Origin of the sequence: Vallitalea guaymasensis (genome assembly GCF_018141425.1) — a bacterium.
GTDB lineage: Bacteria > Bacillota > Clostridia > Lachnospirales > Vallitaleaceae > Vallitalea > Vallitalea guaymasensis.
The window spans coordinates 24,842-49,048 of sequence record NZ_CP058561.1 but is presented as its reverse complement, the minus strand read 5'-3'; the positions used below and the strand labels follow the sequence as shown (position 1 = coordinate 49,048).

At 30.9% G+C, this 24,207-nt stretch carries 26 protein-coding genes; 23 read left to right on the top strand and 3 right to left on the bottom strand.

From position 1 onward, the window contains the following. Positions 1 to 13 precede the first annotated feature (13 nt). From fmt to HYG85_RS00210, 9 genes are read left to right on the top strand one after another with little or no spacing between them, the layout of a single operon-like run. The gene (fmt, locus tag HYG85_RS00250) at positions 14 to 949 is read left to right on the top strand and encodes a methionyl-tRNA formyltransferase (protein WP_212691813.1); all 936 of its coding nucleotides are present in this window, start codon (positions 14 to 16) and stop codon (positions 947 to 949) included. Positions 950 to 953: 4 nt separating this feature from the next. Then, positions 954 to 1,655, top strand: coding sequence for a zinc metallopeptidase (locus HYG85_RS00245; RefSeq protein WP_212691812.1), 702 nt, complete (start codon positions 954 to 956; stop codon positions 1,653 to 1,655). Positions 1,656 to 1,681: 26 nt separating this feature from the next. Next, the gene (gene rsmB / locus HYG85_RS00240) at positions 1,682 to 3,055 is read left to right on the top strand and encodes a 16S rRNA (cytosine(967)-C(5))-methyltransferase RsmB (RefSeq protein ID WP_212691811.1); all 1,374 of its coding nucleotides are present in this window, start codon (positions 1,682 to 1,684) and stop codon (positions 3,053 to 3,055) included. Between the two features lie 25 nt (positions 3,056 to 3,080). Further along, positions 3,081 to 4,130 carry a 23S rRNA (adenine(2503)-C(2))-methyltransferase RlmN gene (gene rlmN, locus HYG85_RS00235; RefSeq protein ID WP_212691810.1) on the top strand — a complete coding sequence of 350 codons (1,050 nt, stop codon included), beginning with the start codon at positions 3,081 to 3,083 and terminating at the stop codon, positions 4,128 to 4,130. Positions 4,131 to 4,168: 38 nt separating this feature from the next. Further along, positions 4,169 to 4,891, top strand: coding sequence for a Stp1/IreP family PP2C-type Ser/Thr phosphatase (locus HYG85_RS00230; RefSeq protein WP_212691809.1), 723 nt, complete (start codon positions 4,169 to 4,171; stop codon positions 4,889 to 4,891). 11 nt (positions 4,892 to 4,902) lie between these two features. Further along, positions 4,903 to 6,816, top strand: coding sequence for a Stk1 family PASTA domain-containing Ser/Thr kinase (gene pknB, locus HYG85_RS00225; protein WP_212691808.1), 1,914 nt, complete (start codon positions 4,903 to 4,905; stop codon positions 6,814 to 6,816). Then, positions 6,816 to 7,694 carry a ribosome small subunit-dependent GTPase A gene (gene rsgA / locus HYG85_RS00220; RefSeq protein WP_113674747.1) on the top strand — a complete coding sequence of 293 codons (879 nt, stop codon included), beginning with the start codon at positions 6,816 to 6,818 and terminating at the stop codon, positions 7,692 to 7,694. The genes pknB and rsgA overlap by 1 nt, the downstream gene beginning before the upstream one ends. Position 7,695: 1 nt before the next feature. Further along, positions 7,696 to 8,352, top strand: coding sequence for a ribulose-phosphate 3-epimerase (rpe, locus tag HYG85_RS00215; RefSeq protein ID WP_212691807.1), 657 nt, complete (start codon positions 7,696 to 7,698; stop codon positions 8,350 to 8,352). Positions 8,353 to 8,354: 2 nt separating this feature from the next. Beyond that, positions 8,355 to 8,996 (top strand): thiamine diphosphokinase, encoded by a 642-nt coding sequence (locus HYG85_RS00210; RefSeq protein ID WP_113674749.1) that lies wholly within the window; start codon positions 8,355 to 8,357, stop codon positions 8,994 to 8,996. Between the two features lie 278 nt (positions 8,997 to 9,274). Here HYG85_RS00210 and rpmB read toward each other — a convergent pair whose 3' ends face one another. Continuing rightward, entirely contained in the window at positions 9,275 to 9,460 is a 186-nt protein-coding gene (rpmB, locus tag HYG85_RS00205; RefSeq protein WP_113674750.1) for a 50S ribosomal protein L28, read from the bottom strand. Positions 9,461 to 9,737: 277 nt separating this feature from the next. Between rpmB and HYG85_RS00200 the strand changes: the two genes are divergently transcribed. From HYG85_RS00200 to HYG85_RS00170, 7 genes are all read left to right on the top strand, one after another. Beyond that, a complete protein-coding gene (locus tag HYG85_RS00200) occupies positions 9,738 to 10,091 on the top strand; it encodes an Asp23/Gls24 family envelope stress response protein (protein ID WP_113674751.1) in 354 nt (117 codons plus the stop codon). Between the two features lie 35 nt (positions 10,092 to 10,126). After that, positions 10,127 to 11,803 (top strand): DAK2 domain-containing protein, encoded by a 1,677-nt coding sequence (locus HYG85_RS00195; RefSeq protein WP_212691806.1) that lies wholly within the window; start codon positions 10,127 to 10,129, stop codon positions 11,801 to 11,803. Positions 11,804 to 11,993: 190 nt separating this feature from the next. Beyond that, positions 11,994 to 14,048 (top strand): ATP-dependent DNA helicase RecG, encoded by a 2,055-nt coding sequence (gene recG, locus HYG85_RS00190; RefSeq protein ID WP_212691805.1) that lies wholly within the window; start codon positions 11,994 to 11,996, stop codon positions 14,046 to 14,048. 189 nt (positions 14,049 to 14,237) lie between these two features. Beyond that, a complete protein-coding gene (locus tag HYG85_RS00185; RefSeq protein WP_212691804.1) occupies positions 14,238 to 14,429 on the top strand; it encodes an alpha/beta-type small acid-soluble spore protein in 192 nt (63 codons plus the stop codon). A 211-nt stretch (positions 14,430 to 14,640) separates the two neighbouring features. Then, positions 14,641 to 15,207, top strand: a complete 567-nt coding sequence (rsmD, locus tag HYG85_RS00180; RefSeq protein ID WP_212691803.1) for a 16S rRNA (guanine(966)-N(2))-methyltransferase RsmD — start codon at positions 14,641 to 14,643, stop codon at positions 15,205 to 15,207. A gap of 26 nt (positions 15,208 to 15,233) precedes the next feature. Next, complete coding sequence (coaD, locus tag HYG85_RS00175; protein ID WP_113674756.1) at positions 15,234 to 15,722, top strand: pantetheine-phosphate adenylyltransferase; 489 nt, start codon at positions 15,234 to 15,236, stop codon at positions 15,720 to 15,722. A 25-nt stretch (positions 15,723 to 15,747) separates the two neighbouring features. After that, on the top strand, positions 15,748 to 16,269 hold the full coding sequence (locus HYG85_RS00170) for an ATPase (RefSeq protein WP_212691802.1): 522 nt from the start codon (positions 15,748 to 15,750) through the stop codon (positions 16,267 to 16,269). A 6-nt stretch (positions 16,270 to 16,275) separates the two neighbouring features. On the opposite strand, the gene HYG85_RS00165 is transcribed toward HYG85_RS00170, so the two are convergent. Together HYG85_RS00165 and HYG85_RS00160 are read right to left on the bottom strand one after the other, a co-directional pair. Beyond that, positions 16,276 to 17,229, bottom strand: a complete 954-nt coding sequence (locus tag HYG85_RS00165; protein WP_212691801.1) for a hypothetical protein — start codon at positions 17,227 to 17,229, stop codon at positions 16,276 to 16,278. Positions 17,230 to 17,315: 86 nt separating this feature from the next. Then, on the bottom strand, positions 17,316 to 18,578 hold the full coding sequence (locus HYG85_RS00160) for a nucleotidyltransferase (protein WP_212691800.1): 1,263 nt from the start codon (positions 18,576 to 18,578) through the stop codon (positions 17,316 to 17,318). 327 nt (positions 18,579 to 18,905) lie between these two features. Between HYG85_RS00160 and pta the strand changes: the two genes are divergently transcribed. The 7 genes from pta to rnc all read left to right on the top strand — a co-directional run bounded on the left by pta (position 18,906) and on the right by rnc (position 24,195). Then, positions 18,906 to 19,898 carry a phosphate acetyltransferase gene (gene pta, locus HYG85_RS00155; RefSeq protein WP_113674760.1) on the top strand — a complete coding sequence of 331 codons (993 nt, stop codon included), beginning with the start codon at positions 18,906 to 18,908 and terminating at the stop codon, positions 19,896 to 19,898. Between the two features lie 45 nt (positions 19,899 to 19,943). After that, on the top strand, positions 19,944 to 21,134 hold the full coding sequence (locus HYG85_RS00150) for an acetate/propionate family kinase (protein ID WP_212691799.1): 1,191 nt from the start codon (positions 19,944 to 19,946) through the stop codon (positions 21,132 to 21,134). Positions 21,135 to 21,267: 133 nt separating this feature from the next. Then, positions 21,268 to 21,768, top strand: a complete 501-nt coding sequence (locus HYG85_RS00145; protein WP_212691798.1) for a YceD family protein — start codon at positions 21,268 to 21,270, stop codon at positions 21,766 to 21,768. Positions 21,769 to 21,780: 12 nt separating this feature from the next. Beyond that, positions 21,781 to 21,957: a 50S ribosomal protein L32 gene (gene rpmF / locus HYG85_RS00140; RefSeq protein ID WP_113674763.1), complete on the top strand. Its 177-nt coding sequence runs from the start codon at positions 21,781 to 21,783 to the stop codon at positions 21,955 to 21,957. Between the two features lie 191 nt (positions 21,958 to 22,148). Continuing rightward, positions 22,149 to 23,150 carry a phosphate acyltransferase PlsX gene (gene plsX, locus HYG85_RS00135; protein WP_113674764.1) on the top strand — a complete coding sequence of 334 codons (1,002 nt, stop codon included), beginning with the start codon at positions 22,149 to 22,151 and terminating at the stop codon, positions 23,148 to 23,150. Positions 23,151 to 23,183: 33 nt separating this feature from the next. Continuing rightward, positions 23,184 to 23,420: an acyl carrier protein gene (gene acpP, locus HYG85_RS00130; protein WP_113674765.1), complete on the top strand. Its 237-nt coding sequence runs from the start codon at positions 23,184 to 23,186 to the stop codon at positions 23,418 to 23,420. Between the two features lie 88 nt (positions 23,421 to 23,508). Continuing rightward, a complete protein-coding gene (rnc, locus tag HYG85_RS00125; protein ID WP_113674766.1) occupies positions 23,509 to 24,195 on the top strand; it encodes a ribonuclease III in 687 nt (228 codons plus the stop codon). The last annotated feature ends 12 nt before the right edge of the window (positions 24,196 to 24,207 follow it).

Genomic DNA, 24,207 nt, shown 5'->3' with positions numbered 1-24,207 from the left:
AGAGGGTGAGAATTTGAAAGTAGTATTTATGGGAACTCCTGATTTTTCAGTACCTACTTTACAGGAGTTAATCAATTCTGAACATGAAGTAGTTGCTGTTGTCACTAAACCAGATAAACCAAAAGGAAGAGGTAATAAAGTTATTTCTACACCTGTAAAAGAAGTAGCAGTAAGCAATGATATAAAAGTATATCAACCACAAAAATTAAGTGAAAATGACTTTGTGGAAGCTATGGAAGAGATTAATCCGGATGTTATAGTTGTTATAGCTTTTGGTAAAATCTTACCTAAGCGAATACTTAATCTACCTAAACATGGCTGTATTAATGTACATGCTTCCTTATTACCTAAATACAGAGGGGCAGGACCTATTCAATGGTCTATAATCAACGGTGAATCTGAAACAGGTATAACAACTATGTATATGGATGTTGGGATAGATACAGGCGATATGCTTTTAAAAGAAGCTGTTAAAATTGAAGATACAGACACAGGTGGTTCATTGCATGATAAATTATCTGATGTCGGTGCAAAATTATTGATTAAAACTTTAAAAGAAGTACAAAATAATACTATAATTAGAATAAAACAAAATTCAGATGAATCAACATATGCACCTATGCTTGAAAAAAGCTTAGGAAATATTAACTGGGAGATCGAAGCTTACAAGATTGAGTTGCTTATTAGAGGATTGAATCCATGGCCTAGTGCTTATACTTATCTAGGTAATAAGATACTTAAGGTATGGGCAGGTAAAGTGATAGACGATTCATATAACGGTAAACCAGGAGAGATTGTTAATATTCAAAAAGATGGATTTGTTGTAAAATGTGGGAATCAATGTATACTGATTAAAGAAGTACAGTTGCAAGGTAAAAAAAGAATGTCTGCTGGTGCTTTTTTAAGAGGGTACAAGCTTCAAGTAGGAGAAATTCTAGGAAGGAGATGATAGCATGAGAGGAATTGGCTCATATGGTCTTTTTTATGACCCTACGTTCATTATATTGATACCTGCCATGCTTTTATCTTTGTATGCACAATCAAAGGTAGCATCTACATTCAAAAAATATTCTGGCTATAGAAATTCACGAGGATATACAGGTAAGGATGTAGCTGAAATGATATTGCGACAGGCAGGAATCTATGATGTAAGAGTAGAACATGTTAGTGGTAGATTAACTGACCACTACGATCCAAGATCAAAAGTATTAAAATTATCTGATGCAGTATATAATAATCAATCTATTGCTGCAGTTGGGGTTGCAGCGCATGAATGTGGTCATGCCATACAGCATAATACGGGATATACTTTTTTGAAGATAAGACATGCGATTTTTCCTGTTGTCAATATATCATCAAAACTTGCTTTTCCTATTATATTACTTGGTTTGATTGCAAACATTTTTTTCCTGAAATTAGGGATTATATTATTTGCAGCTGTAGTATTGTTTCAATTGGTTACTCTACCAGTTGAATTCAATGCTTCCAATCGTGCAATAGGGATATTGGAGTCAAATGCTTATCTTTCTTATGAAGAGATAGTACCTGCGAAAAAAGTTCTATCAGCAGCAGCCCTCACTTATGTTGCGGCAGCGGCAGCTTCAATATCTAGTTTGTTAAGATTATTGCTTATAGCTGGTAGAAGAAATGACTAATAAGATAAAGTTCGTCGGGGGTAGAAATGACAAAAGCGAGTAATGATAAAACGAATAAGATTAATGCTAGAAATGTAGCGTTAGAGATTATAACAAGCATATTCAAAGATAAAGCATATACGAATATTGCTATTGATAAGTATTTCAAGAATCATAATGATATATCTAAGATAGATAGGGCGTTTATTACTAGAATCGTAGAAGGTACAGTCGAACATGTAATAACTATAGATTATATAATCAATAAGTTCTCCAAGACAAAAACTAATAAAATGAAAAAAATCATTTTGTATATTTTGAGATTATCAGTCTATCAGATAAACTATATGGATAAAGTACCTGTATCTGCTGTCTGTAATGAAGCTGTCAAGTTAGCTAAAAAAAGAAAATTGGGTAATCTATCTGGATTTGTGAATGGTGTATTAAGGAATATAGCACGAAATATAGATTCAATACAATATCCTAATGAAAATGATGAACCAGTTGAATACCTATCAATAATGTATTCTTTCCCAATGTGGATTGTTGAATTGTGGTTGAAGCATTATGATTATGAAACCGTAAAAGAAATGTGTATCAATAGTAATAAAACTGTTAAAACCAATATTAGATGTAACCTAACAAAGACTAATCCAGAAGAATTAATGAAGCAGTTACAGGATTCTAATGTAGATGTGGAAAAAGGGAAGCTCCTTGATTATGCTTTGAAGATTAGTAATTATAACAATATCAGAGGTTTGGAGGCTTTTAATCAAGGTAAATTTACAGTACAGGATGAAAGTTCCATGTTAGTGGCTCAATTGGCAAATCCAAATAAGGATATGTTAGTCATTGATGTATGTGCTGCTCCTGGAGGAAAAACAACTCATTTTGCAGAAAAGATGAATAATGCTGGAAGTGTTGTCTCTAGAGACATTTATCCGAAAAAATTACAGTTGATTGCTGAAAATGTAAAAAGATTACAGTTGAATAATGTTGATATAAAAGAGTATAATGCATTAGAGATTGATAGTTCAATGATAGAAAAGGCTGATATAGTAATAGCAGATGTTCCATGTTCAGGACTTGGAATAATAAGAAAGAAACCTGATATTAAATATAATGTAGAAAGAAAAGATATAAATGATCTGATTGATATTCAAAGGAATATATTAAAAGTTGTTTGCAAATATGTAAAAACAGGTGGTATACTTATGTATAGCACATGTACTGTTAATCCAGAAGAAAACATAAAGAATGTTAATTGGTTCACTGATAATTTCCCTTTTGAATTAGTTGATTTTGAGGATAATTTACCTGATACAATCAATAATAACAAAAAGGGGTATATTCAATTATTACCTGGATTTTATGATACAGATGGTTTCTTCATAGCTAAGCTAAGAAGAATTGGTAATTAGAACATAATGGAAGGAATATTAGAATTTGAATGATAAGGTTGATATTTTATCAATGTCCATGGATGAATTGATAGAATTTATGGAAAAAATAGGTGAAAAGAAATTTAGGGCTAAGCAGATATATGAGTGGTTACATGAAAAAAGAGTATCCTCTTTTACTGAGATGACCAATATATCTAAGGCATTACAAGATAAATTAGCTGTTAACTGCGATATAGTAACGCTTCGTGAAGTTAAAAAATTAGAGTCAAAAGATGGAACTAGAAAGTATCTGTTTGAATTAAATGATCATCATGTAGTTGAGAGTGTTTTCATGTCTTATAAGCATGGTAATTCAGTATGTATATCTTCTCAGGTTGGATGTAGGATGGGATGTAAATTCTGTGCATCAACTATTGGGGGATTAAAAAGGAATTTGACAGTTTCTGAGATGCTGGGACAAGTATATGAAATAAACAGAATAAGCGGTCAGAGAATATCTAATATAGTTATTATGGGGACTGGTGAGCCTTTAGATAATTATGATGTTCTGATAAAGTTTATTAAGATTATAAACTCAGAAGAAGGAATGAATATTAGTCAAAGAAACATTACTGTATCTACTTGTGGTATCATTGAAAAGATTAATGATATAGCCGATGAAAATTTAAAGATCACTTTGGCTATATCATTACATGCTCCCAATAATTCAATTAGAAAAACCATGATGCCTATTGCTAATGCATATGACTATGATTTATTAATTGAGGCATGTAAAGATTATGTTAAAAAAACTAAGAGAAGAATTACATTCGAATATAGTTTGGTAAAAGGTGTTAATGATGGGATTGAATGTGCTAAGGAACTATCAAAAGTATTAAAAGGAATTTTATGTCATGTCAATCTAATACCAGTTAATCAAGTAGAAGAAAGAAGCTACAGGCATAGCAGTAAAGACACTATACTAGCCTTCAAAAATGTATTGGAAAAACATAAAATACCTACTACTATTAGACGAGAATTGGGAAGCGACATTGATGCAGCATGTGGACAGCTTAGAAGAAGTTACACTAAAGACAAAAATAAGGAAGTATAAATTATTTTAATAAACAGGTAATACTTATAGGAGGTTATATGAAAGCTATAGGGAAAACCCATAAAGGGAAAATAAGGAATATAAATCAAGATAGTTTTTACATTTCTAATGAAAAAATTGGAAACCTTCCTAATCTTTATATAATTGCTGATGGGATGGGTGGACATAAAGCGGGAGAGTATGCTTCAATGTGTGCTGTTGAAGAATTCGTTGGTTATGTTAAGAAAAATGAATACCCACATATTACAGATACTTTTATTAATGGTATAAATTACATAAATGAAATAATTCATAATAAATCATTGGCAGATGAGAATTTTTTCGGTATGGGCACAACATTCATTGTTTGTTCAGTTGAAGATAATAAATTATTTGTTGCTAATGTTGGAGATAGTAGATTATATTTAATCAATAATGCTATTAATCAAATAACAGAAGATCATTCGTTAGTTGAAGAAATGATTAAATCTGGTAAACTATCAAGAGGTCAAAGTAAAAATCATCCAAATAAAAATATTATTACTAGGGCTGTTGGTGCAGATGAAACTGTAAAATGTGATATATTTACCTTGAACATAACTAGTGAGGAATTTATCCTAATGTGTTCAGATGGTTTGACCAATATGTTAGAAGATGATACAATTCTCCAAGTGGTCGGTTCTGATAAAAAACTTGATGAAAAGCTTGATGAACTGATTGAACTTGCTCTGAATAATGGAGGAACTGATAATATAGCAGCTGTATTAATAAAAGGGGAATGAGGTGACATGGTATGTTGCAGCCAGGAGTAATTTTAAGTGGTAGATATGAAATAATTGAAAAAGTTGGTTCAGGCGGTATGTCTATTGTATATAAAGCTAAATGTAATAAGCTGGAGAGATTTGTAGCCATAAAAGTTCTAAGAGATGAATTTTGCTTGGATGAAGAATTTGTCAGAAGATTCAAAGTGGAGGCTCAATCAGCAGCTAGTTTATCACATCATAATATTGTTAATATATATGACGTAGGAAATGATAAAAATATTTATTATATAGTAATGGAATTATTGGAAGGAATTACCCTAAAGGAGTATATTAAGAATAATGCGCCATTATCTGATGCTGAGACTATCAAAATTGCTGCGTCTATTGCTTCAGCGTTAGAACATGCACATGAAAATCATATTATACATAGGGACATCAAGCCACAAAATATCATCATTACAAAAGATGGTATTGCAAAAGTAGCTGATTTTGGTATTGCCAGAGTAGCTACAGATAAGACTATTGTAGCCCCTACTAATGCAAGTGGTTCAGTTCACTATATATCTCCAGAACAAGCCAGAGGTGGCTTTTGTGACGAAAAAAGTGATTTGTATTCACTAGGTATTACTATGTATGAGATGGCTACAGGAACCTTGCCTTATCAAGCTGAAAGTCCAGTTTCAGTAGCTCTTCTTCACATAAATGAAGATCTGCCAAGTCCAAGAGAGAAAAATCCTGATATTACTAAATGCCTGGAATCAATTATAATCAAGGCTACTTTAAAGAAAACTGAATTCAGATATTCCAGTGCAGATGAGTTGATGGAAGATCTGAAAAAAGCGAATATATCACCTGAAGAAGATTTTGTTGACATAAAGGTAGTTGATGATTCACCTACCCTCTTTATGTCTGATAATGATATGAAAAAAATATGGAAAGAAAAAGAAAATAATACTGTTACCGAGAAAAAATCCAATCTTGAGAAAGTTGTGGTTTTTCTAGGAGTGGTTTCGGCTATTGTTTTGGTGTCAATAGTTTCTTATTTTGTATTTAATAGTATAAAAGCCAGATTGCAGCCAGTAGAAGTGTTAATACCTGATGTACAGGGTATGTTGCTGTCTGATGCAAAAAAATTATTGGAAGACAAGCATTTAACAATCGATGTTACAGAAAGAGCATATGATGATACTTATGATGTGGATAAGATTATTTCACAGATTCCAGAAGAAAATACAGTTGCTGAAAAAGACCAGATTGTAAAATTAACTGTAAGCAAAGGAATAGAGACTTTTGAAGTTCCTGATGTTCTAAGTGTAAAATTTACTACAGCACAAAGTATTATACAGGGAAGAAATCTTACTTATAAGATAGAAAGAGAATATCATGATTCTATACCTCTTGGTATTGTAATAAGGCAATATCCTGATAAGGGAACCAAATTAAAAAAAGGTGAAGTTGTCACTATTTTTGTAAGTAAAGGTAAAGAAGAAAAAACAGTTTTTGTACCTAATTTGAAGGACTTGACTGAACAGCAAGCCAGGAATAAGTTGACCGAGGCTAATCTAGAAATAGGAAGTGTAACTAAGATTAACCATGATACAGTGGCTAAAGGTAAAGTTATCAGCCAGACCGTTGATCCAGGGGAAGAAGTAAAAGAAAACTATGTTATAGATATTGCTGTAAGTCTAGGCAAAAAAATTAGATATTACCATACTGAAACTATAAATAATATATTTGACCCTAATCAGACTGAAGGTCAGTTGAAAGCAGTTCTAGTTATTAATGGCAAGGAAAATGTTGTGTTCAATAAATTGGTTAAAAGTGAAGATTTCCCATTGCCAATTATTGTTTCTGGTGAGGGAGATGCAATCATTAAGATTTACCTTAATGATGTGTACCAGTATGAAAACCCTTTTGTTTTTACTAAAGAGGAGGATAATTAATGGTAGGTAAAATCATTAAAGGAATTGCGGGATTTTACTATATACACGTACCTGAAAAGGGTATATATGAATGTAAGGCCAGAGGTGTTTTTAGAAATAAGAAGATAAAGCCTCTTATTGGCGATAATGTAGAGATTGATATATTAGAGAATGAAGATATGAAGGGGAATATATTAGAGATTCTACCTAGAAAAAATAGTTTAGTTAGACCTACAGTCGCTAATATTGATCAAGTTGTTATTGTTTTCGCAGTGGAGAATCCAAAACCGAACTTTAATTTACTTGATAAGTTTTTAATAATGGCAGAAAGAGAAAATATAAGTGTAGTCATATGTTTTAATAAGGTTGATACGGTATCTGATGAAGATTTGGATGATATAAGAAGCATCTATAAAGATACAGGATATGATGTGTTGTTGACTAGTGCGACAAAAGATATAGGAATATCACCACTTAGAAAAATATTGTATGATAAAACAACAGTATTTGCTGGACCTTCAGGTGTAGGAAAATCATCTATACTTAATCTGATTCAATCAGTGGAGATGCTTGAAACTGGTGAAGTCAGTGAAAAAATCAAAAGAGGTAAGCATACTACCAGACATGCGACCCTTTTAGCTTTTGATAAGGATAGTTATGTTGTTGATACACCTGGTTTCAGTTCTTTATATATTGATGAGATTGAAAAAGATGATCTGAAGAATTATTTCATTGAATTTAAGAAGTATGAAGATAACTGTAAATTCTATGGGTGTAACCATATAAGCGAACCTGATTGTGCAGTTAAACATGCACTTGAAAATGGTGAAATCAGTAAACTTAGATATGAAAGTTATAAAATGCTATATGATGAATTAAAAGATATTAGGAGATGGTAAAATGATTAAGATAGCACCTTCGATTTTGGCAGCGGATTTTGCAAATTTAGGACATGATATTAAAAGAATTGATGAAGCAGGATGTGATTATGTACACATTGATGTCATGGATGGGTCATTTGTTCCTAATATTTCCTTTGGAGTACCTATTATCAAGAGCATAAGAGAGTATACTGACAAAGTATTTGATGTTCATTTGATGATTGATGAACCAAGCAGATATATAAAAGATTTTAAAGAAGCAGGAGCAGATATAATAACGGTACATGCAGAAGCTTGTAAACATCTTCATAGTACTATATCTTTAATTAAGAGTTATGGTCTAAAAGCTGCTGTATCACTGAATCCTGCTACTTCTATCAGTGCTTTGGAATATATTATTGATGAGCTTGATATGGTGTTGGTTATGTCAGTAAACCCAGGTTTTGGCGGTCAGAAGTTCATAGAATCCTCATTACACAAAATAAGTGCCATCAAGGACGTTATTTGTGGTAGAGGTTTTAAATGTGATATTCAGGTAGATGGTGGAATATCCTTGGATAATGTAAAACAAGTTGTTAATGCTGGAGCCAATGTAATTGTTGCAGGTTCAGCAATATATAATTCAGAAGATATAAATAGTACAATTAAAGCTTTTAGAGAGGTTTGTGAAAATTAGATATGAAAACACTAATTGTTACAGGGGGAAGTGTAGATCTAGCTTTTCTGAAGAGTTTTATCACTTGTAACGAATATGATTATATAATAGGTGTAGATAAAGGAGCCCAGTACTTATTTGAGGCAGGGATACAACCTAATCTGATAGTTGGAGATTTTGATTCAATCAGTCCGATAGTTATTAAGGAATTGACTAAGGATTCTAGGATAAAAGTGAATAGATTTATTGCAGAAAAGGATGAAACCGATACTCATCTAGCAATAATGGAAGCAATTGATATGGGGAGTACCCATATTGATTTATTTGGTGGAATTGGCACTAGAATTGACCATACTATAGCAAATATTCATATTCTGATGATACCCCTTGAAAAAAGAATCAAATGCAGGATTATAAATAATAATAATATCATCAGTCTTATTGACAAGACTACTTGTTTTCATAGAAATGATTATAAATACATATCATTGATTCCATTAACCAGTACAGTTACAGGGATATCCACCCAAGGATTAAAGTATGAACTTAATGGCTATACTATGAGACAAGGGATTTCAATAGGAATTAGCAACGAATTTATCAAGGATAAGGCTACGGTCAGTCTTACTGATGGTATTTTGATGGTAATACGTTCGAGAGACTAATAATAGATAATTGATAAGTTAATACAGTATTTTAGTTATCAAATATATATTTTAAACATATAATGTAATAATAAGTTATGTATGGTGAAAGTAATGTGCTTCCGAACTAAATTGATAGGAGTAATTCTAGTATCTATATCTTTAGGAATGCTTTTAATATCTATATTACCTAAAGGAGCTGTAGGTGTCATTCTTTCACTTACTAGTTTATGTATAGGTATTTGGTTATTAAAATGTTAGAATAAAATAAAAAAAATAATCCCCTATTGGGGATTGTTTTATGCACGTTCTACCGCACCAGATTTTAAACACTTAGAACAAACATTAAGTCTTTTTGGTTGACCATTAACAATTGCTCTAACTCTTCTAATATTAGGTTTCCACATTTTATTAGCTCTTTTATGGGAATGGCTTACTTGAATTCCAAAAGAAACGCCTTTATCACAAATATCACACTTAGCCATACTTGCACCTCCTTATATCGTACATGTTTACAACAAAACAATTTTAACAAAAAAGTGGACATAATGCAAGCATTAGATTATAATAATTTAAAGAAAAGAAAATAATATTGTAATAATAGTAGAAAAAATGGTATAATGCTTAGTGATTTAATCAATAGATTAATTAACAATTATATTATGTGAAAGCATGTTTAAGGTTATTATTTAACTATCAAAATACTTTATGAAGATTAATAAGGGAAATTAAAATATATAATATAAAAAGGAGGTTTGTTTTATGACTGGGAGATTTGGAACGAATATTGGTGATATTACCATTGATAACGAAGTAGTAGCTAAAGTTGCTGGATTAACAGCTATTGAATGCTATGGGATAGTTGGTATGGCTTCAATAAATGTAACTAACGGCTTTGTTAGATTGCTTAAGAGAGAGAGTTTGACAAAAGGTATAAAAGTAGATATAGAAAATAATGTTATTACAATAGATTTTCATGTAATTATTGAATATGGAATTAATATAAGAGCAGTTGCAGATAATTTAATTAGTACTGTAAAATATAAAATCGAAAAATTTACTGGAATGGATGTTGGAAAGATTAATATCTTTGTAGAAGGCGTTAGAGTTGATTAAGCCTTATGGAAGTATTATATTAAGGAGGAAAAGTTGTGGCTATAGAATATATTGATTCAAGTACTTTAAAGAAAATGTTTGTTTCTGGAGCTAAGCATTTAGAATCTAAGAAAGCATATGTAGATAAATTAAATGTTTTTCCGGTTCCAGATGGAGATACAGGTACAAACATGTCTTTAACAATATTATCAGCAGCTAAAGAAGTAAGTAATTCTAATTATAATAATATGAAAGAGGTAGCGGGGGCAATTTCATCTGGTTCATTAAGAGGAGCTAGAGGAAACTCAGGGGTTATCTTATCACAATTGCTCAGAGGCTTTTCTAAGGTGATTGCAGAACATGATAAGATAGATACCCTAATACTTGCTAAGTCTTTCCAAAAAGGCGTTGAAACGGCGTATAGGGCTGTTATGAAACCTAAAGAGGGTACTATCTTGACAGTAGCAAGAGAGACTGCAGAAAGAGCCGCTATGCTGGCAATTGATTCTAATGATATTGAATTTGTTATTAGAGAGAGTATCAATTATGCAAAAGAAGTTCTTGAAAAGACTCCAGACATGTTGGATGTATTAAAACAAGCAGGCGTTGTTGATGCAGGTGGTCAAGGATTATTATATATTTTTGAAGGTGCATTCATGTCACTTCAAGCTGGAGAAGAATTAGATTTTGATGTAGTTACTGATATTGATACAGATGATGAAGTAGATAATTCAAATCTAGCAAAAATCCCAACAGAAGATATAAAATTCGGTTATTGCACAGAATTTATTATAAACGTTAATAACCCAGATACTACGGAAGAAGATAGTCTGGTTTTCAGAAGTTACTTAGAGACTATTGGTGATTCAATCGTTGTAGCGGGTTATGATGATATTATTAAAGTCCATGTACATACTAATGACCCAGGACTTGCAATACAGAAAGCTTTAGAGCTTGGTGAATTAGTAAACATGAAGATTGATAATATGAGACAACAGCATACATCAAAGGTTATTTCAGAACAGGATGATTCTAGTGTTCAAAATAACAAAGATGTATCAGAAGAGCCAAGAAAAGAAGTCGGTTTTGTTGCTGTTTCAATTGGTGATGGCTTAAAAGATATTTTCAAGAGCCTCGGTGTTGATTATATAATCCAAGGTGGACAAACAATGAATCCTAGTACAGAGGATGTATTGAATGCAATAAAACAAGTAAATGCTGATAATGTATTTGTTCTTCCAAATAATAAAAATATTATATTAGCTGCTAAACAAGCAAGCGAATTATGTGAAGATAAAAATGTAATAGTTATCCCTTCAAAATCAATTCCTCAAGGTATATCAGCCATGATTAGCTATGAACATGAAAATAGTGTTGATGATAATATAACCAATATGGAAGATTCAATGACTGATGTTTCCACTGGTCAACTTACTTTTGCTGTAAGAGATACCAGCATTGATGAGAAAGAGATCAAAGAAGGAGATATACTTGGAATAGGTAATGATAAAATCCTCGCTGTAGAAAAAGAATTAGATACTGCTGCAAAAGAATTGGTGGAGCAGTTGGTTGATGATGATAGCGAATTAGTTATTATTTATTACGGTGAAGAAGTTGATGAAAACGTAGCAGATGATTTTGGTAAATATATAGAGGAAAAATTTGAAGACTGTGATGTTGAAGTACATTATGGTGGTCAACCTTTATATTACTATATTCTATCAGTTGAATAGATAGGAACAATTGAAGATTATAGTTGATTAATTACAGATGGCTGTCTCACAATAATTATTTTTACAGCAATCGATTTCCATAAGATAGCAATCTATCTTACTGGCTATTGAAGTAAAATGTATTGTGGAACAGTCTCTTTTATTTAATTATAAAACCAAGATAAAAAAAGAGTTAAAGGGTGACTTTTTTATGAATACTAACTTACCTGTTGTTGTTTTGAAAGGTATAGGAGATAAAAAAAGTAAATTATTAGATAAAATGGGTATTAGAACTATAGAAAATCTATTGAATTATTATCCAAGAGATTATGAAAGAAACATGCCAATAACAAAAATATCAGAAATAAAAATGGACGAGATTAATGTTATAGAGGGGACCATATGTTTTCCTACACAAAATATCAGAAAAAGAAATATGGTATTGACTAAGACTAAGATCAGGGATAATACGGGAGAGATATTTGCAATCTGGTTTTCGCAGCCTTATCTTAAGAACAAATTAAAAATAGGGGCTAAATATGTTTTCAAGGGTAAGATACAATACAAGTATAATATAGTTCAGATGAGTTCTCCACAGATAATAGAGATTAATAAGTACAGTGAGAGTATTAATCATCTAAAACCCATTTACCCTCTTATAAAAGACATATCAATGAATTTTATGACTGGTAGTATTAAGCAAGCCATTGAGTATACTAGAAACCAATTAAAGGAATTTCTACCAAATGAAGTTAGAGAGAAATATAACTTGGCAGAATATAATTATTCTATAAGGCAAATTCATGATCCAGATGACTATGAATCACTAGAGACTGCCAAAAAAAGACTTATTTTTGATGAATTCCTATTATTTGCTTTAGGGATAAATCTCATAAAAGAACATACTAATGATGTAATTAATGAATTTAATATCAATGATATACCTAACGAAAAAATATTGATAGAATCATTGCCTTATGATTTAACAGGTGCTCAGCAAAAGGTATGGAAAGAGATAAAGGATGAACTAAAATCCAATAAAGCTATGAATAGATTAGTACAAGGTGATGTTGGTTCAGGCAAGACAATAATAGCGGCTCTAGCGCTTTTGTACGTAGCAGACAATAATTATCAAGCCTGTATGATGGCACCTACTGAGGTATTGGCTAAACAGCATTATAATTCAATAACCAAGCTGCTTGATCCTATGGGTGTAAATGTTGAGCTTCTAGTGGGTTCAATGACTAAAAAACAAAAAGATGAAATTTATAAAAAATTGAAAAATGGCGAAATAAGTATATTGATTGGTACACATGCTCTGATACAAGAAAAAGTTGAATTCAATAATCTGGCATTAGCTATTACTGATGAGCAGCATAGATTCGGTGTGAAGCAAAGAGAGAATTTGTCAGATAAAGGGAAATATCCTCATATACTTGTAATGAGTGCAACACCGATTCCACGAACACTGGCACTTATAGTATACTCAGATATGGACGTTTCAATCATAGATGAAATGCCTCCAGGCAGGCAAAAAATAGAAACCTATGCAGTAAATACTTCTTATAGAGAACGTATATATTCTTTTATTGAAGGAGAAATTAATAATGGTAGACAAGTATATATTATTTGTCCTATGGTTGAAGACTCCGAAACACTAGAACTTGAATCGGTTGTTTCATATAGCGATAAGATAAAGGAAAGAATTGATAATAAAATAAAAGTAGAGTATATCCATGGTAAAATGAAAGCCAAAGAAAAAAATGATATTATGGAAAGATTTAGTAATAATGAGATTGATATCTTGGTGTCAACTACTGTAATTGAGGTAGGAGTCAATGTTCCTAATGCTACTTTAATGATTATTGAAAATGCTGAAAGGTTTGGTTTGGCTGGATTACACCAATTAAGAGGAAGAGTAGGTAGAGGTAAATACAAATCATATTGTGTGTTGATTACTGATTCTAAAAATACGATTACCAAGAAAAGAATGGATATAATGTGTAAGCATACAGATGGTTTTGTCATATCAGAATACGATCTTAAGTTAAGAGGTCCAGGAGATGTGTTTGGTTTAAAACAACATGGTCTTCCAGAATTCATCATCGGAGATATATTCAGGGACATAGATATATTGAAAGAAGCCAATGGATTAGCAAAAGAGATATTATCCAATGACAAGTATCTGGAATCAGAAGAAAATAAGTATCTAAATCATAAAATGAAAAGATATTTTACAAAAAGAATAGAACAGATATCCTTATAATGGAATATTATTACATTAATGTAATAATATGGATTGTAAATAGAATTACTAGAAAAGATTAGATTTAAAAACAATATTTGCTAGTGTATTATTATTAAATATACACATAATAATATCGTAACCTAATTAAACAACTCTTCGAAGAGGCGTTACAAAAAAACAACATTGTAAGAATTGGAGGGTCTAGTAATGGCTAAAAACGTAGTTCCAGAAGCAAGAGAAGCTTTATCAAAATTTAAATATGAAGTAGCAAACGAAATAGGAGTACCTTTAAAACAAGGATATAATGGTGACTTAACATCATACCAAAACGGTTCAGTTGGTGGATACATGGTTAAAAAAATGATCGAAAAAGCTGAACAAAGTTTAATGGGTCAATAATAACAGATATTTAATATTAATCTACAATATATGAAAGATGGGCTATGCTCATCTTTTTGTTTTAACATATTTTGATAAAAATTTTGATTAAGACATAATACTTATTGACAATTATTGTTAATAGGTTAAAATAATAATGTGTAACTTTTTTTATTTTATAAGATAATCCCTTTTGGGGAACGAGGCACAGCCTTAACAGGAAGGATTACATATGAGAGTAATAGCAGGAAAAGCAAGAAGAATTAATTTAATAACTCCAAAAGGTTTAGATGTTAGGCCAACTACTGATAGAACAAAAGAAACTTTATTCAATATTATTAATGTTGATGTATATGATAGTAGATTTCTAGATTTGTTTAGTGGGAGTGGAGCTATTGGTATAGAAGCTCTAAGCAGAGGAGCTGGCAGTGCGGCTTTTGTTGAAAAAAGTATTGATTCGTTGAAATGTATCAAAGATAATTTGGAAAAGACGAAGTTAAGTGATATGGCTAAGATTTATAAAATTGATGTAATACATGCCCTTAATAAATTTTATACTAATAATGAAAAATTTGATATAATTTTTATGGATCCGCCTTATGATAAAGGTTGGGAGAGTAAAGTGATTTCACTAATAGAGCAAAATGATTTACTTGACAGAGATGGTATGATAATATGTGAAAGTTCTATAGATACTACATTTGTTTTTATTGATGATACAAAGTATGAAATATCAAAGGAAAAACTTTTTAGAACTAATAAATTTACATTTATTAAGCATAGTCATAAAGTAGATTAGAAATTATTTTAAGGAGTGGTCTAATAGTGAGAATTGCAGTTTATCCAGGAAGTTTCGACCCTGCAACCAATGGACATCTAGATATAATAAAAAGAAGTGCTAAATTAGTTGATAAGCTTATAGTTGGAGTTTTGAAAAATAATTCTAAACAACCTTTGTTTTCAACGGATGAAAGAGTAGAGTTATTGAAAAGATTGACAAAAGATATGGAAAATGTAGAAGTAGATAGTTTTTCTGGGCTTTTAGTAGATTTTTTAAAGGAAAAGCACGCTACAATTATTGTGAGAGGTTTTAGAGCTGTGTCAGACTTTGAATATGAGTTGCAGATTGCTCAGACGAATTATAGTCTAGATAATAATATAGAAACGATATGCTTGATTACCAGAGTAGAATATTCATTTTTAAGTGCTAGTATTGTAAAAGAAGTTGCTATGTATGGTGGTGATATAAGCAAAATGGTTCCGCTGGAGACAGCTGAATATATGAATAAAAAATTCAAAGACAATAAGTCCTAATTTATATAAGAGGGGGTTTGATAAAGTGAGTAGCATAATGGATTTGATAAATGAGATGGAAGATTATTTTGAAAGTTGTAGTAAAGTGCCTTTTTCTAATAAAATAATGGTAAATCCAGAAGTCATATATGAATTGATGACGGATATGAGATTAAAGTTGCCAGAGGAAATTAAACGATGTCAGAGAGTCATAGATGAAAAAGATAAGATAATAATGGATGCTAAGAAGAATGCTGAGAATGTTGAAAAAGAAACCGAGAATAAGATGCTTGAATTGATTAATGAGCATGAGATAATGCAACAGGCTTATTCTGAAGCAGAGATAATTCTTACAGAAGCAAAGAATACTTCAAGAGAATTGAAACTAGGTGCATATGAATATGCAGATGAAATAATAAGTAAGATAGAAGAATCCACCAAAGAAACATTATTTGAGACACATAAAGTATATGAACAGCTGGAAGAATTCATGAAGATTCAGCTAGAGACATTAAATGAAAATAGACAAGATCTTCAGAATAGAAAAGTAAAGAAAAAAAGTACATAGTATTAGTTAGATTATTAATGGAGTTATTAAAAGTGCTGTAATAAATGTTATTACAGCATTTATTATTTTGGACAAGATATATTTATTTATATTTAATTTTGTATCAGCAAGAACACTTGCTGTTTGAGCATGAACGGAAAAAGTACCAAAGGACACTAATGTACATAATAAAACAAAGGTAACTTGTATTGAAGAATTACAATTTACTAATATTTTAGCGCCATTAGATAGTTCTATCAAACTGAACAAAAAGTTTTTGATTAAGCTGTCTTTTATAGGAATAAGGTAGAAACAATTTAATATTATTGAGAAAAATATTATATAACCACCTATTTTTACTATGAGGGTTATCGCATTCATTATACAATCATCAAAAAGAGAAAAATTAATTGATTCATTAACTTTCGATTTGAAGGTGGATTTCTTTATGACAGGTAAATTTTTTCCATAAATTACTCTATAAATAAAAGCAGTTATTAGGTTTGCTGCATATATGGTTATTAACATAAAGATTCCAATACGGGAATTATCCAACAAACCTGTTGCTATGAATCCAATGATAAACATGGGGCTTGCATTATTGCAAAAAGTTAACATATACTGTGCTTGAGTTGAATTTATAGCCTTTTTATTCAGCAAGTCAGCAGTTATCTTAGCTCCTACTGGATAACCAGACAATAATCCTGTAATTAAAGCATAGCCTGCTACTCCAGGTAAATTAAATAATCTAGTCATTAATCCAGTAAATATATAATTGATATAATTAATTATATTAGTATTTATTATCAAGTTAGATAAGAGAATGAATGGAAACAAAGTTGGGATTATAACATTAAACCATAATAATAAACCGTTTTTAGCAGCTTCCATAGAGGTTTTTGGAAGTACTAAGATGGTCAATAGCAGTATTATAAGTATCATATTCATTATAAAACTTTTTGATATTTTTTTGGTTTTCATATATTACCCTTTATAGCACATTATTAATACAAGTATATTTACAATATATATTTTTTAGAATAAAAAATTACTGTAATGATTATATCTCATATTATTATGATTGGTTGAGAATAATCATTTTTGCAAGGTGTACCATATTTATCGCCGATTATGATATTATATATATCACTGCACTTGATTTCATCTTTTAACATCTTAAGACCAGTATCATTAAGGACATTAATGCTATCCTTTACATTAGAAATGATAGGTAGATTACAATTGGTCTTCAATGATTTCAATAAATCACTGCTATCTTTTCTGAAACCAAGTATTTTTACATATTGAGCAAAACCATTTTCAACAAAATTCCAGAAATCTTCTTTGTGTAGAGATAATAAAATGTGAAGCAACGTTCTTTGTATTCTGGATATTGGGTATCTCCTAGTACGTGTATAACCGATGATATCACTTATTGTACTATAATTAATAACCGCTTTCTTGAATCTGTTTTGAATTCCTTCGCTTACATCAATACAATTTTCCATTTGATCTTTAGTTGAAACTTTTAGTTTATAATTGATTAACGAGGAACAATCATCAAAAAATATAGGACCTTCCCCAGCTTCTATTGATGTTTCTAGAAGGTCATAAGCTAATGAAGGCATATATTTAGCAAGTGTATTCAAGTCGCTTGGTGATTTCTTCAATATTTTTCTGATAGCAGAAGCAGAAGACAAATTATCACTTATATTATCTCCATGATATGAAGCCCCAACCCTTTTAACTGCATAGGGTTTTATTTTACTGTTTAATTTTAATAATGATTTCATGTATTCAATACCTAATATATTATTTGGTGATTTGATTATTTGTGTTAATTCATCTTTGGGTAAATCTAATATATGATGGTCAGTCAGATAATCAGTCAAGGCATGGGAACGTGCTGTTGCAAAACTGAATCCTTCTTTCAGATAATTGCTTAATTTCTCTTTGAAGTATTCAGGTTCGTTGCATAATATTGATGCTATTTCTTCCAATTCATTAGTATTTCCAAGTTCACTTCCAAAACATAGGTTATCAATAATGCCAAGATCATCTAATAATTTTACTGAAGCAAAAGAAAAGAACTCAGCACTGGAGGTAGAAAAATGAACGGGTAATTCAATTACAAGATCAGCTCCATTTAGAAGAGCCATTCTAGTTCTTGTCCATTTATTTACTATGGAAGGTTCTCCTCTTTGAACGAAATTGCCGCTCATTATGATAACTGTGTATTGGGAATTCGTCATTTTTTTTGCCTGTTCCAATTGATAAAGATGACCATTGTGAAATGGGTTATATTCTGCGACAATACCTACTGTATTCATGTATAATATCACCTACTTAAATTTTGTAATGAGAGTACTATATACTAATAATCATTTCTCAAGTACTCATTTTAATATTAAAGTAAAATATGTGTTAAATCAAGCCTAATACAAAAAATAAATATATTCTAATATTTATGTGGTATTTGTGGAAGGATATAATACAAATTAGTTTGTCTCCTTAGGTTCACTTTGATAAGTTTTTAAGAAAAAAAACAAAAAAACTTAAAAAAACACAAAAAACATATTGTATACAATGAACAATAATATTATAATAGAGTAAAGTAGATAATTTTTTAGTTAGAGAACTGAAAGGAGTTTATTAAATTGAGTTTTATAAACAACATTAAAAACAGAGCAAAAAGTTTAAATCAAACAATTGTATTACCTGAATCATTGGAAAGAAGAACAGTAGAGGCTACAGCTAAGATTCTTGATGAAGAAATAGCAAATGTAATTCTTATTGGTAATAAAGGAGAAATAGAAAAAGTAGCAGAAGGATTGGATATTTCAAAAGCTATCTTTGTTGATCCTGATTCATTCGAAAAAATGGATAAATACGTTGGCGATTTAGTAGAACTTCGTAAAAATAAAGGAATGACTGAAGAAAAAGCAGAAGAGTTATTAAAAAATGACCCATTATATCTAGGTGTCATGATGGTTAAAGAAGGAATGGCTGATGGTATGGTTGCTGGAGCAGTTAATGCAACAGCAAATGTTCTAAGACCATCATTACAAATATTAAAAACAGCTCCAGGAACAAAATTGGTTTCTGCATTCTTTGTTATGGTAGTACCTAATTGTGAATATGGTGCAAATGGAACTTTCTTATTTGCTGATTCCGGATTAAATCAAAATCCTAATTCAGAAGAATTAGCATCTATAGCACTTAGCTCAGCTAAGTCATTCGAAGATTTAGTACAAGTAGAGCCTGTAGTTGGTATGTTATCACATTCAACAATGGGTAGTGCAAAACATGCTGACGTTGATAAAGTAGTAGAAGCAGTTAAGATTGCTAAGGAACAAAACCCAGATGTGAAGTTAGATGGAGAATTCCAATTAGACGCTGCTATCGTACCAAGTGTTGGAGCTTCTAAAGCACCAGGTAGTGAAGTTGCTGGAAAAGTTAATGTACTTGTATTCCCTGATCTTGATTCAGGAAACATTGGATATAAACTCACTCAAAGACTAGCTAAGGCAGAAGCTTACGGACCAATTACACAAGGTATCGCAAAGCCTGTTAATGATTTATCTAGAGGATGTACTGCGGATGATATCGTAGGAGTAGTTGCTATTACAGCAGTACAAGCATCATTATAATAACAAAAATAATAAAAAAATTACAATTAAAAGGAGATTGTTAAGGTGAATATATTAGTATTAAATTGTGGTAGCTCATCACTTAAGTACCAATTAATAAGTATGGAGAATGAAGAAGTATTAGCAAAAGGTATCTGTGAAAGAATTGGAATCGACGGTTCAAGAATTAAACATACTAAAATTGGTTGTGATACTATAATAATCGAAGGGGATATGCCAAGCCATAAAGATGCGGTTAAATATGTTGTTGATGCTTTAGTATCTAAAGAACATGGTGTAATTGAAAGCATGGATGAAATAAACGCAGTTGGTCATAGGATTGTTCATGGTGGAGAAGAATTTGCAAGTTCAACAGTAATCAATGAGGATGTAATAGAAGCAGTTAAGAAATGCTCTGATTTAGCTCCTTTACATAATCCAGCTAATCTAATTGGTATAGATGCATGTAAACAAATTATGCCTAATGTTCCAATGGTAGGAGTATTTGATACAGCTTTCCATCAAACAATGCCTGCTAAAACATATTTATATGCTTTACCATATGAATATTATAGAAAATATAAATTAAGAAGATATGGATTCCATGGTACATCTCATAAATACGTATCTAACAGAACTGCTGAATTCTTAGGCAAAGATATTAAAGATATGAAAATAGTGGTTTGTCACTTAGGTAATGGTGCTAGTGTTTGTGCTGTTGATGGTGGAAAATCAATCGACACTAGTATGGGACTTACACCATTAGAAGGATTAGTAATGGGAACAAGATCAGGTGATATGGACCCAGCTATCGTACAATTTTTAGCTGATAAAGAAGGATTATCAATTGATGAAATTAATACTATCTTAAATAAAAAATCAGGTGTTCTTGGTATATCTGAAATATCAAGCGACTTTAGAGATTTAGAAAATGCAATAGAAGAAGGTAATGAAAAAGCTAGACTTACAATGGATGTATTTTCATATAGAGTTGCAAAATATGTTGGTGCTTATGCTGCTGCAATGAACGGAATTGATGCTATAGCATTTACTGCTGGACTTGGCGAAAATAACGCAGAGGTAAGAGCGGATATTTGTTCATATCTTACATTCTTAGGAGTTGAGATTGACGAAGAAGCCAATAAGTGCAGAGGTATCGAAAAAGATTTTTCAGCTAAAGGTGCAAAAGTTAAGACAGTTGTAATTCCTACAGATGAAGAAATGACAATAGCTAGAGAAACAGCAAGACTTATTTAATTAAACTTAATTAATGAATATTCTACCATAAATTTGTTAAAAATGTTGACAAAAGTATATTTGATATGTATAATTACATGTGGTTATTTTATACGTTTCCCTTTCAAAATAAAATTGTGATTGGGGTGTTAATATGGAGTTTAATTTAACTGATTTATTATCCAATGATGGGATGAATAAAAAAATATCTACTGATGTAAGCATCAAACAATTTAATTTTGGTGGAATTACTTACCGAATAGATGACGTTATTCATATTGACCTGGAGTTAACGAATCTTGGTCATAGAAAATTCAATCTAGAGGGTTTGGTTAAAGGAACACTTAAGATTCCTTGTGATAGATGCATGGAAGAAGTAGATTATAAAATCGAAACTAATTTTTCTAAAGACATTAATTTTGATGATGTTAATGAAGAAAAAGTTCAGTATATTGATGGATATAATCTTGATTTAGAGAAATTAGCTTTAAATGAATTAATCATTGATTTGCCTATGAAAGTATTATGTAGTGATACGTGCAAAGGAATTTGTAATCAATGTGGAGCTAATCTTAATAAGGTTACTTGTAGCTGTGATAACAGTGATATTGACCCTAGATTAGCAGTATTTAAAGATTTATTTAAAGAGTTTTAAGGAGGTGTCAATATGGCAGTACCAAAAAGAAAAACATCACAAGCTAGAAGAGACAAACGTAGAGCTAACTGGAAATTAACTGCTCCTAATTTAGTGAAATGTAGTAAGTGTGGGGAATTAATTATGCCTCATAGAGTTTGTAAGTCATGTGGAACATACAAGAATAAAGTAGTTATTGAAACTGAATAATTAGAAGGCAGCGTATGCTGCCTTTAATTATTTAGGTTACTTTATTAGTAAAGAATGAATGAATATTACGAAAATCATATATAGAGTTGCCTCAAATACTATAAGCTATTCTAGAAATTTTAAAATATATATTGAAAATATGGTAAAAATTTAGTATAGTATTTTTAGAATGTAGATTAGAGGGTGTAATGATGCAAGAAATGATAACTGTTGCAGTGGATGCAATGGGTGGCGATAATGCCCCAAATGAAATAATTAAAGGCTGTATAGAATCAATTAATGATGATAGTAACATAAAGATTTATTTAGTTGGTAATAATATTATCATAAATGAACAACTTACTAAGTACACATATAATAAAGAACAACTAGAGGTAGTGGATGCAAAAGAAACTATTGATACTTGCGAGTCTCCAGTAATGGCTATAAGAAGAAAAAAAGAATCTTCATTAGTAAAAGGTCTCAATCTAGTAAAAGAAAAAAAAGCGAATGCTTTTGTTTCTGCTGGTAGTACTGGTGCAATACTAGCTGGAGGTACTTTTATCGTAGGAAGAATCAAAGGTATAGAAAGACCTGCGCTTGCCCCACTTATCCCTCATAAAAAAGGTGTATCCTTATTAATAGATTGTGGTGCTAATGTAGATTCAAAAGCAAGTTATTTAGTTCAATATGCTAAGATGGGTTCTATCTATTTTGAAAATGTATTAGGTGTTAAGAATCCTAGGGTTGCACTAATTAACATTGGTGAAGAAAAGTCCAAAGGCAATAGCTTAGTAAAAGAGGCTTATTCATTACTAGAAAACGAGGATATTAATTTCATCGGTAATATCGAGGCTAGAGAGATACCAGAAGGTAAAGCGGATATACTTGTTTGTGATGCATTTGTCGGTAATATCATTTTAAAGTACACTGAAGGTTTTGCTTTAACTATGCTTAGTATGTTAAAAAAGCATTTACTACAAAATGTCAGATCTAAGATAGGGACGCTTTTATTAAAACCAGCATTGAAGGATTTTAAGAAAAGCTTTGATTATTCTGAGTATGGAGGCGCTCCATTACTTGGATTGGAAGGCTTGGTTGTTAAAACACATGGTAGTTCAGACTCAAAAGCTATTAAAAATACCATACTACAATGCAAGAAATTTTCAGACCAAAAAATTAATCAAAAAATAAAGGAAAACATAAAAATTTAAGTAATGAGTATAAGAGAAAAGGGGGCATTAAAAATGGAATTTGAAAAATTAGTTTCAATTATATCTGAATTTACAAATGTGGATGAGTCACAAATCACAAAAGATACTAAATTTGTAGATGATTTGAACGTTGATTCTTTAGACTTAGTTCAAATAATCATGGCTCTTGAAGAAGAATTTGATATTGAGATTGATAATGATCAGGCAGAAAATATTGTAACAGTCAATGATGCAATTGAAGCAATAAACTCAAGGATTAATAACGACTAATGGAAGCCCTTACATTTAAGGGCTTTGCTTTTTAGAATAATAAGGTTTTCGCTTTTATTAGTAGACCTTAACGAAGGAGGAGAACATATTGAGAAATAAATACAAAAATTTAAACGAATTCCAAAAGATTATTAACTACAAGTTTAAAAATGTAAAGTTATTATCTCAAGCATTAACACATAGTTCATATGCTAATGAACATAAGATGTCTAAGTTTGAAAATAATGAAAGACTAGAATTTTTAGGTGATGCAGTTCTTGAAATCGTAACTAGTGATTTTTTATTTAGGAATTATACAGACATGCTTGAAGGAGAGTTGACTAAATTTCGGGCAAGTATTGTATGCGAACCAACATTAGCAAACTTTTCTAACGAAATAAAATTAGGGGAATTCATTAGACTTGGTAAGGGTGAAGAAAATTCAGGTGGTAGATTCAGGGCTTCAGTACTATCAGATGCTGTAGAAGCTTTGATTGGATCTATATATCTAGATGGTGGTTTAGAGGCTTCAAGACAATTTATTTTGAATACATTATTAAAGGATGTAGAAAAAAGAAAATTATTTATTGATAGTAAAACACACTTACAAGAGATAATACAAAAGACAAGTGAAGAACCAATAGAATACATAATTGTCAAGGAAAAAGGACCTGATCACAACAAATTATTTATGGTAGAGGTTAGACATGAAGGGAAAGTAATAGGTTATGGAAGAGGTAGAAGTAAAAAATCTGCTGAACAAGATGGAGCGTATGATGCAATTAAGAATATCTAGTTATATTCAATT

Bases quoted from the DNA above. Each gene is read 5' to 3' on its own strand.
- HYG85_RS00165 (WP_212691801.1), bottom strand. From the start codon at position 17,229: ATGAAAACCAAAAAAATATCAAAAAGTTTTATAATGAATATGATACTT.
- rsmB (WP_212691811.1), top strand. From the start codon at position 1,682: ATGACAAAAGCGAGTAATGATAAAACGAATAAGATTAATGCTAGAAAT.
- HYG85_RS00160 (WP_212691800.1), bottom strand. From the start codon at position 18,578: ATGAATACAGTAGGTATTGTCGCAGAATATAACCCATTTCACAATGGT.
- plsX (WP_113674764.1), top strand. From the start codon at position 22,149: ATGCAAGAAATGATAACTGTTGCAGTGGATGCAATGGGTGGCGATAAT.
- acpP (WP_113674765.1), top strand. From the start codon at position 23,184: ATGGAATTTGAAAAATTAGTTTCAATTATATCTGAATTTACAAATGTG.
- pknB (WP_212691808.1), top strand. From the start codon at position 4,903: ATGTTGCAGCCAGGAGTAATTTTAAGTGGTAGATATGAAATAATTGAA.
- rsmD (WP_212691803.1), top strand. From the start codon at position 14,641: ATGAGAGTAATAGCAGGAAAAGCAAGAAGAATTAATTTAATAACTCCA.
- HYG85_RS00230 (WP_212691809.1), top strand. From the start codon at position 4,169: ATGAAAGCTATAGGGAAAACCCATAAAGGGAAAATAAGGAATATAAAT.
- HYG85_RS00145 (WP_212691798.1), top strand. From the start codon at position 21,268: ATGGAGTTTAATTTAACTGATTTATTATCCAATGATGGGATGAATAAA.
- HYG85_RS00185 (WP_212691804.1), top strand. From the start codon at position 14,238: ATGGCTAAAAACGTAGTTCCAGAAGCAAGAGAAGCTTTATCAAAATTT.
- recG (WP_212691805.1), top strand. From the start codon at position 11,994: ATGAATACTAACTTACCTGTTGTTGTTTTGAAAGGTATAGGAGATAAA.
- rpe (WP_212691807.1), top strand. From the start codon at position 7,696: ATGATTAAGATAGCACCTTCGATTTTGGCAGCGGATTTTGCAAATTTA.
- HYG85_RS00245 (WP_212691812.1), top strand. From the start codon at position 954: ATGAGAGGAATTGGCTCATATGGTCTTTTTTATGACCCTACGTTCATT.
- rsgA (WP_113674747.1), top strand. From the start codon at position 6,816: ATGGTAGGTAAAATCATTAAAGGAATTGCGGGATTTTACTATATACAC.
- rpmB (WP_113674750.1), bottom strand. From the start codon at position 9,460: ATGGCTAAGTGTGATATTTGTGATAAAGGCGTTTCTTTTGGAATTCAA.
- HYG85_RS00210 (WP_113674749.1), top strand. From the start codon at position 8,355: ATGAAAACACTAATTGTTACAGGGGGAAGTGTAGATCTAGCTTTTCTG.
- rpmF (WP_113674763.1), top strand. From the start codon at position 21,781: ATGGCAGTACCAAAAAGAAAAACATCACAAGCTAGAAGAGACAAACGT.
- HYG85_RS00200 (WP_113674751.1), top strand. From the start codon at position 9,738: ATGACTGGGAGATTTGGAACGAATATTGGTGATATTACCATTGATAAC.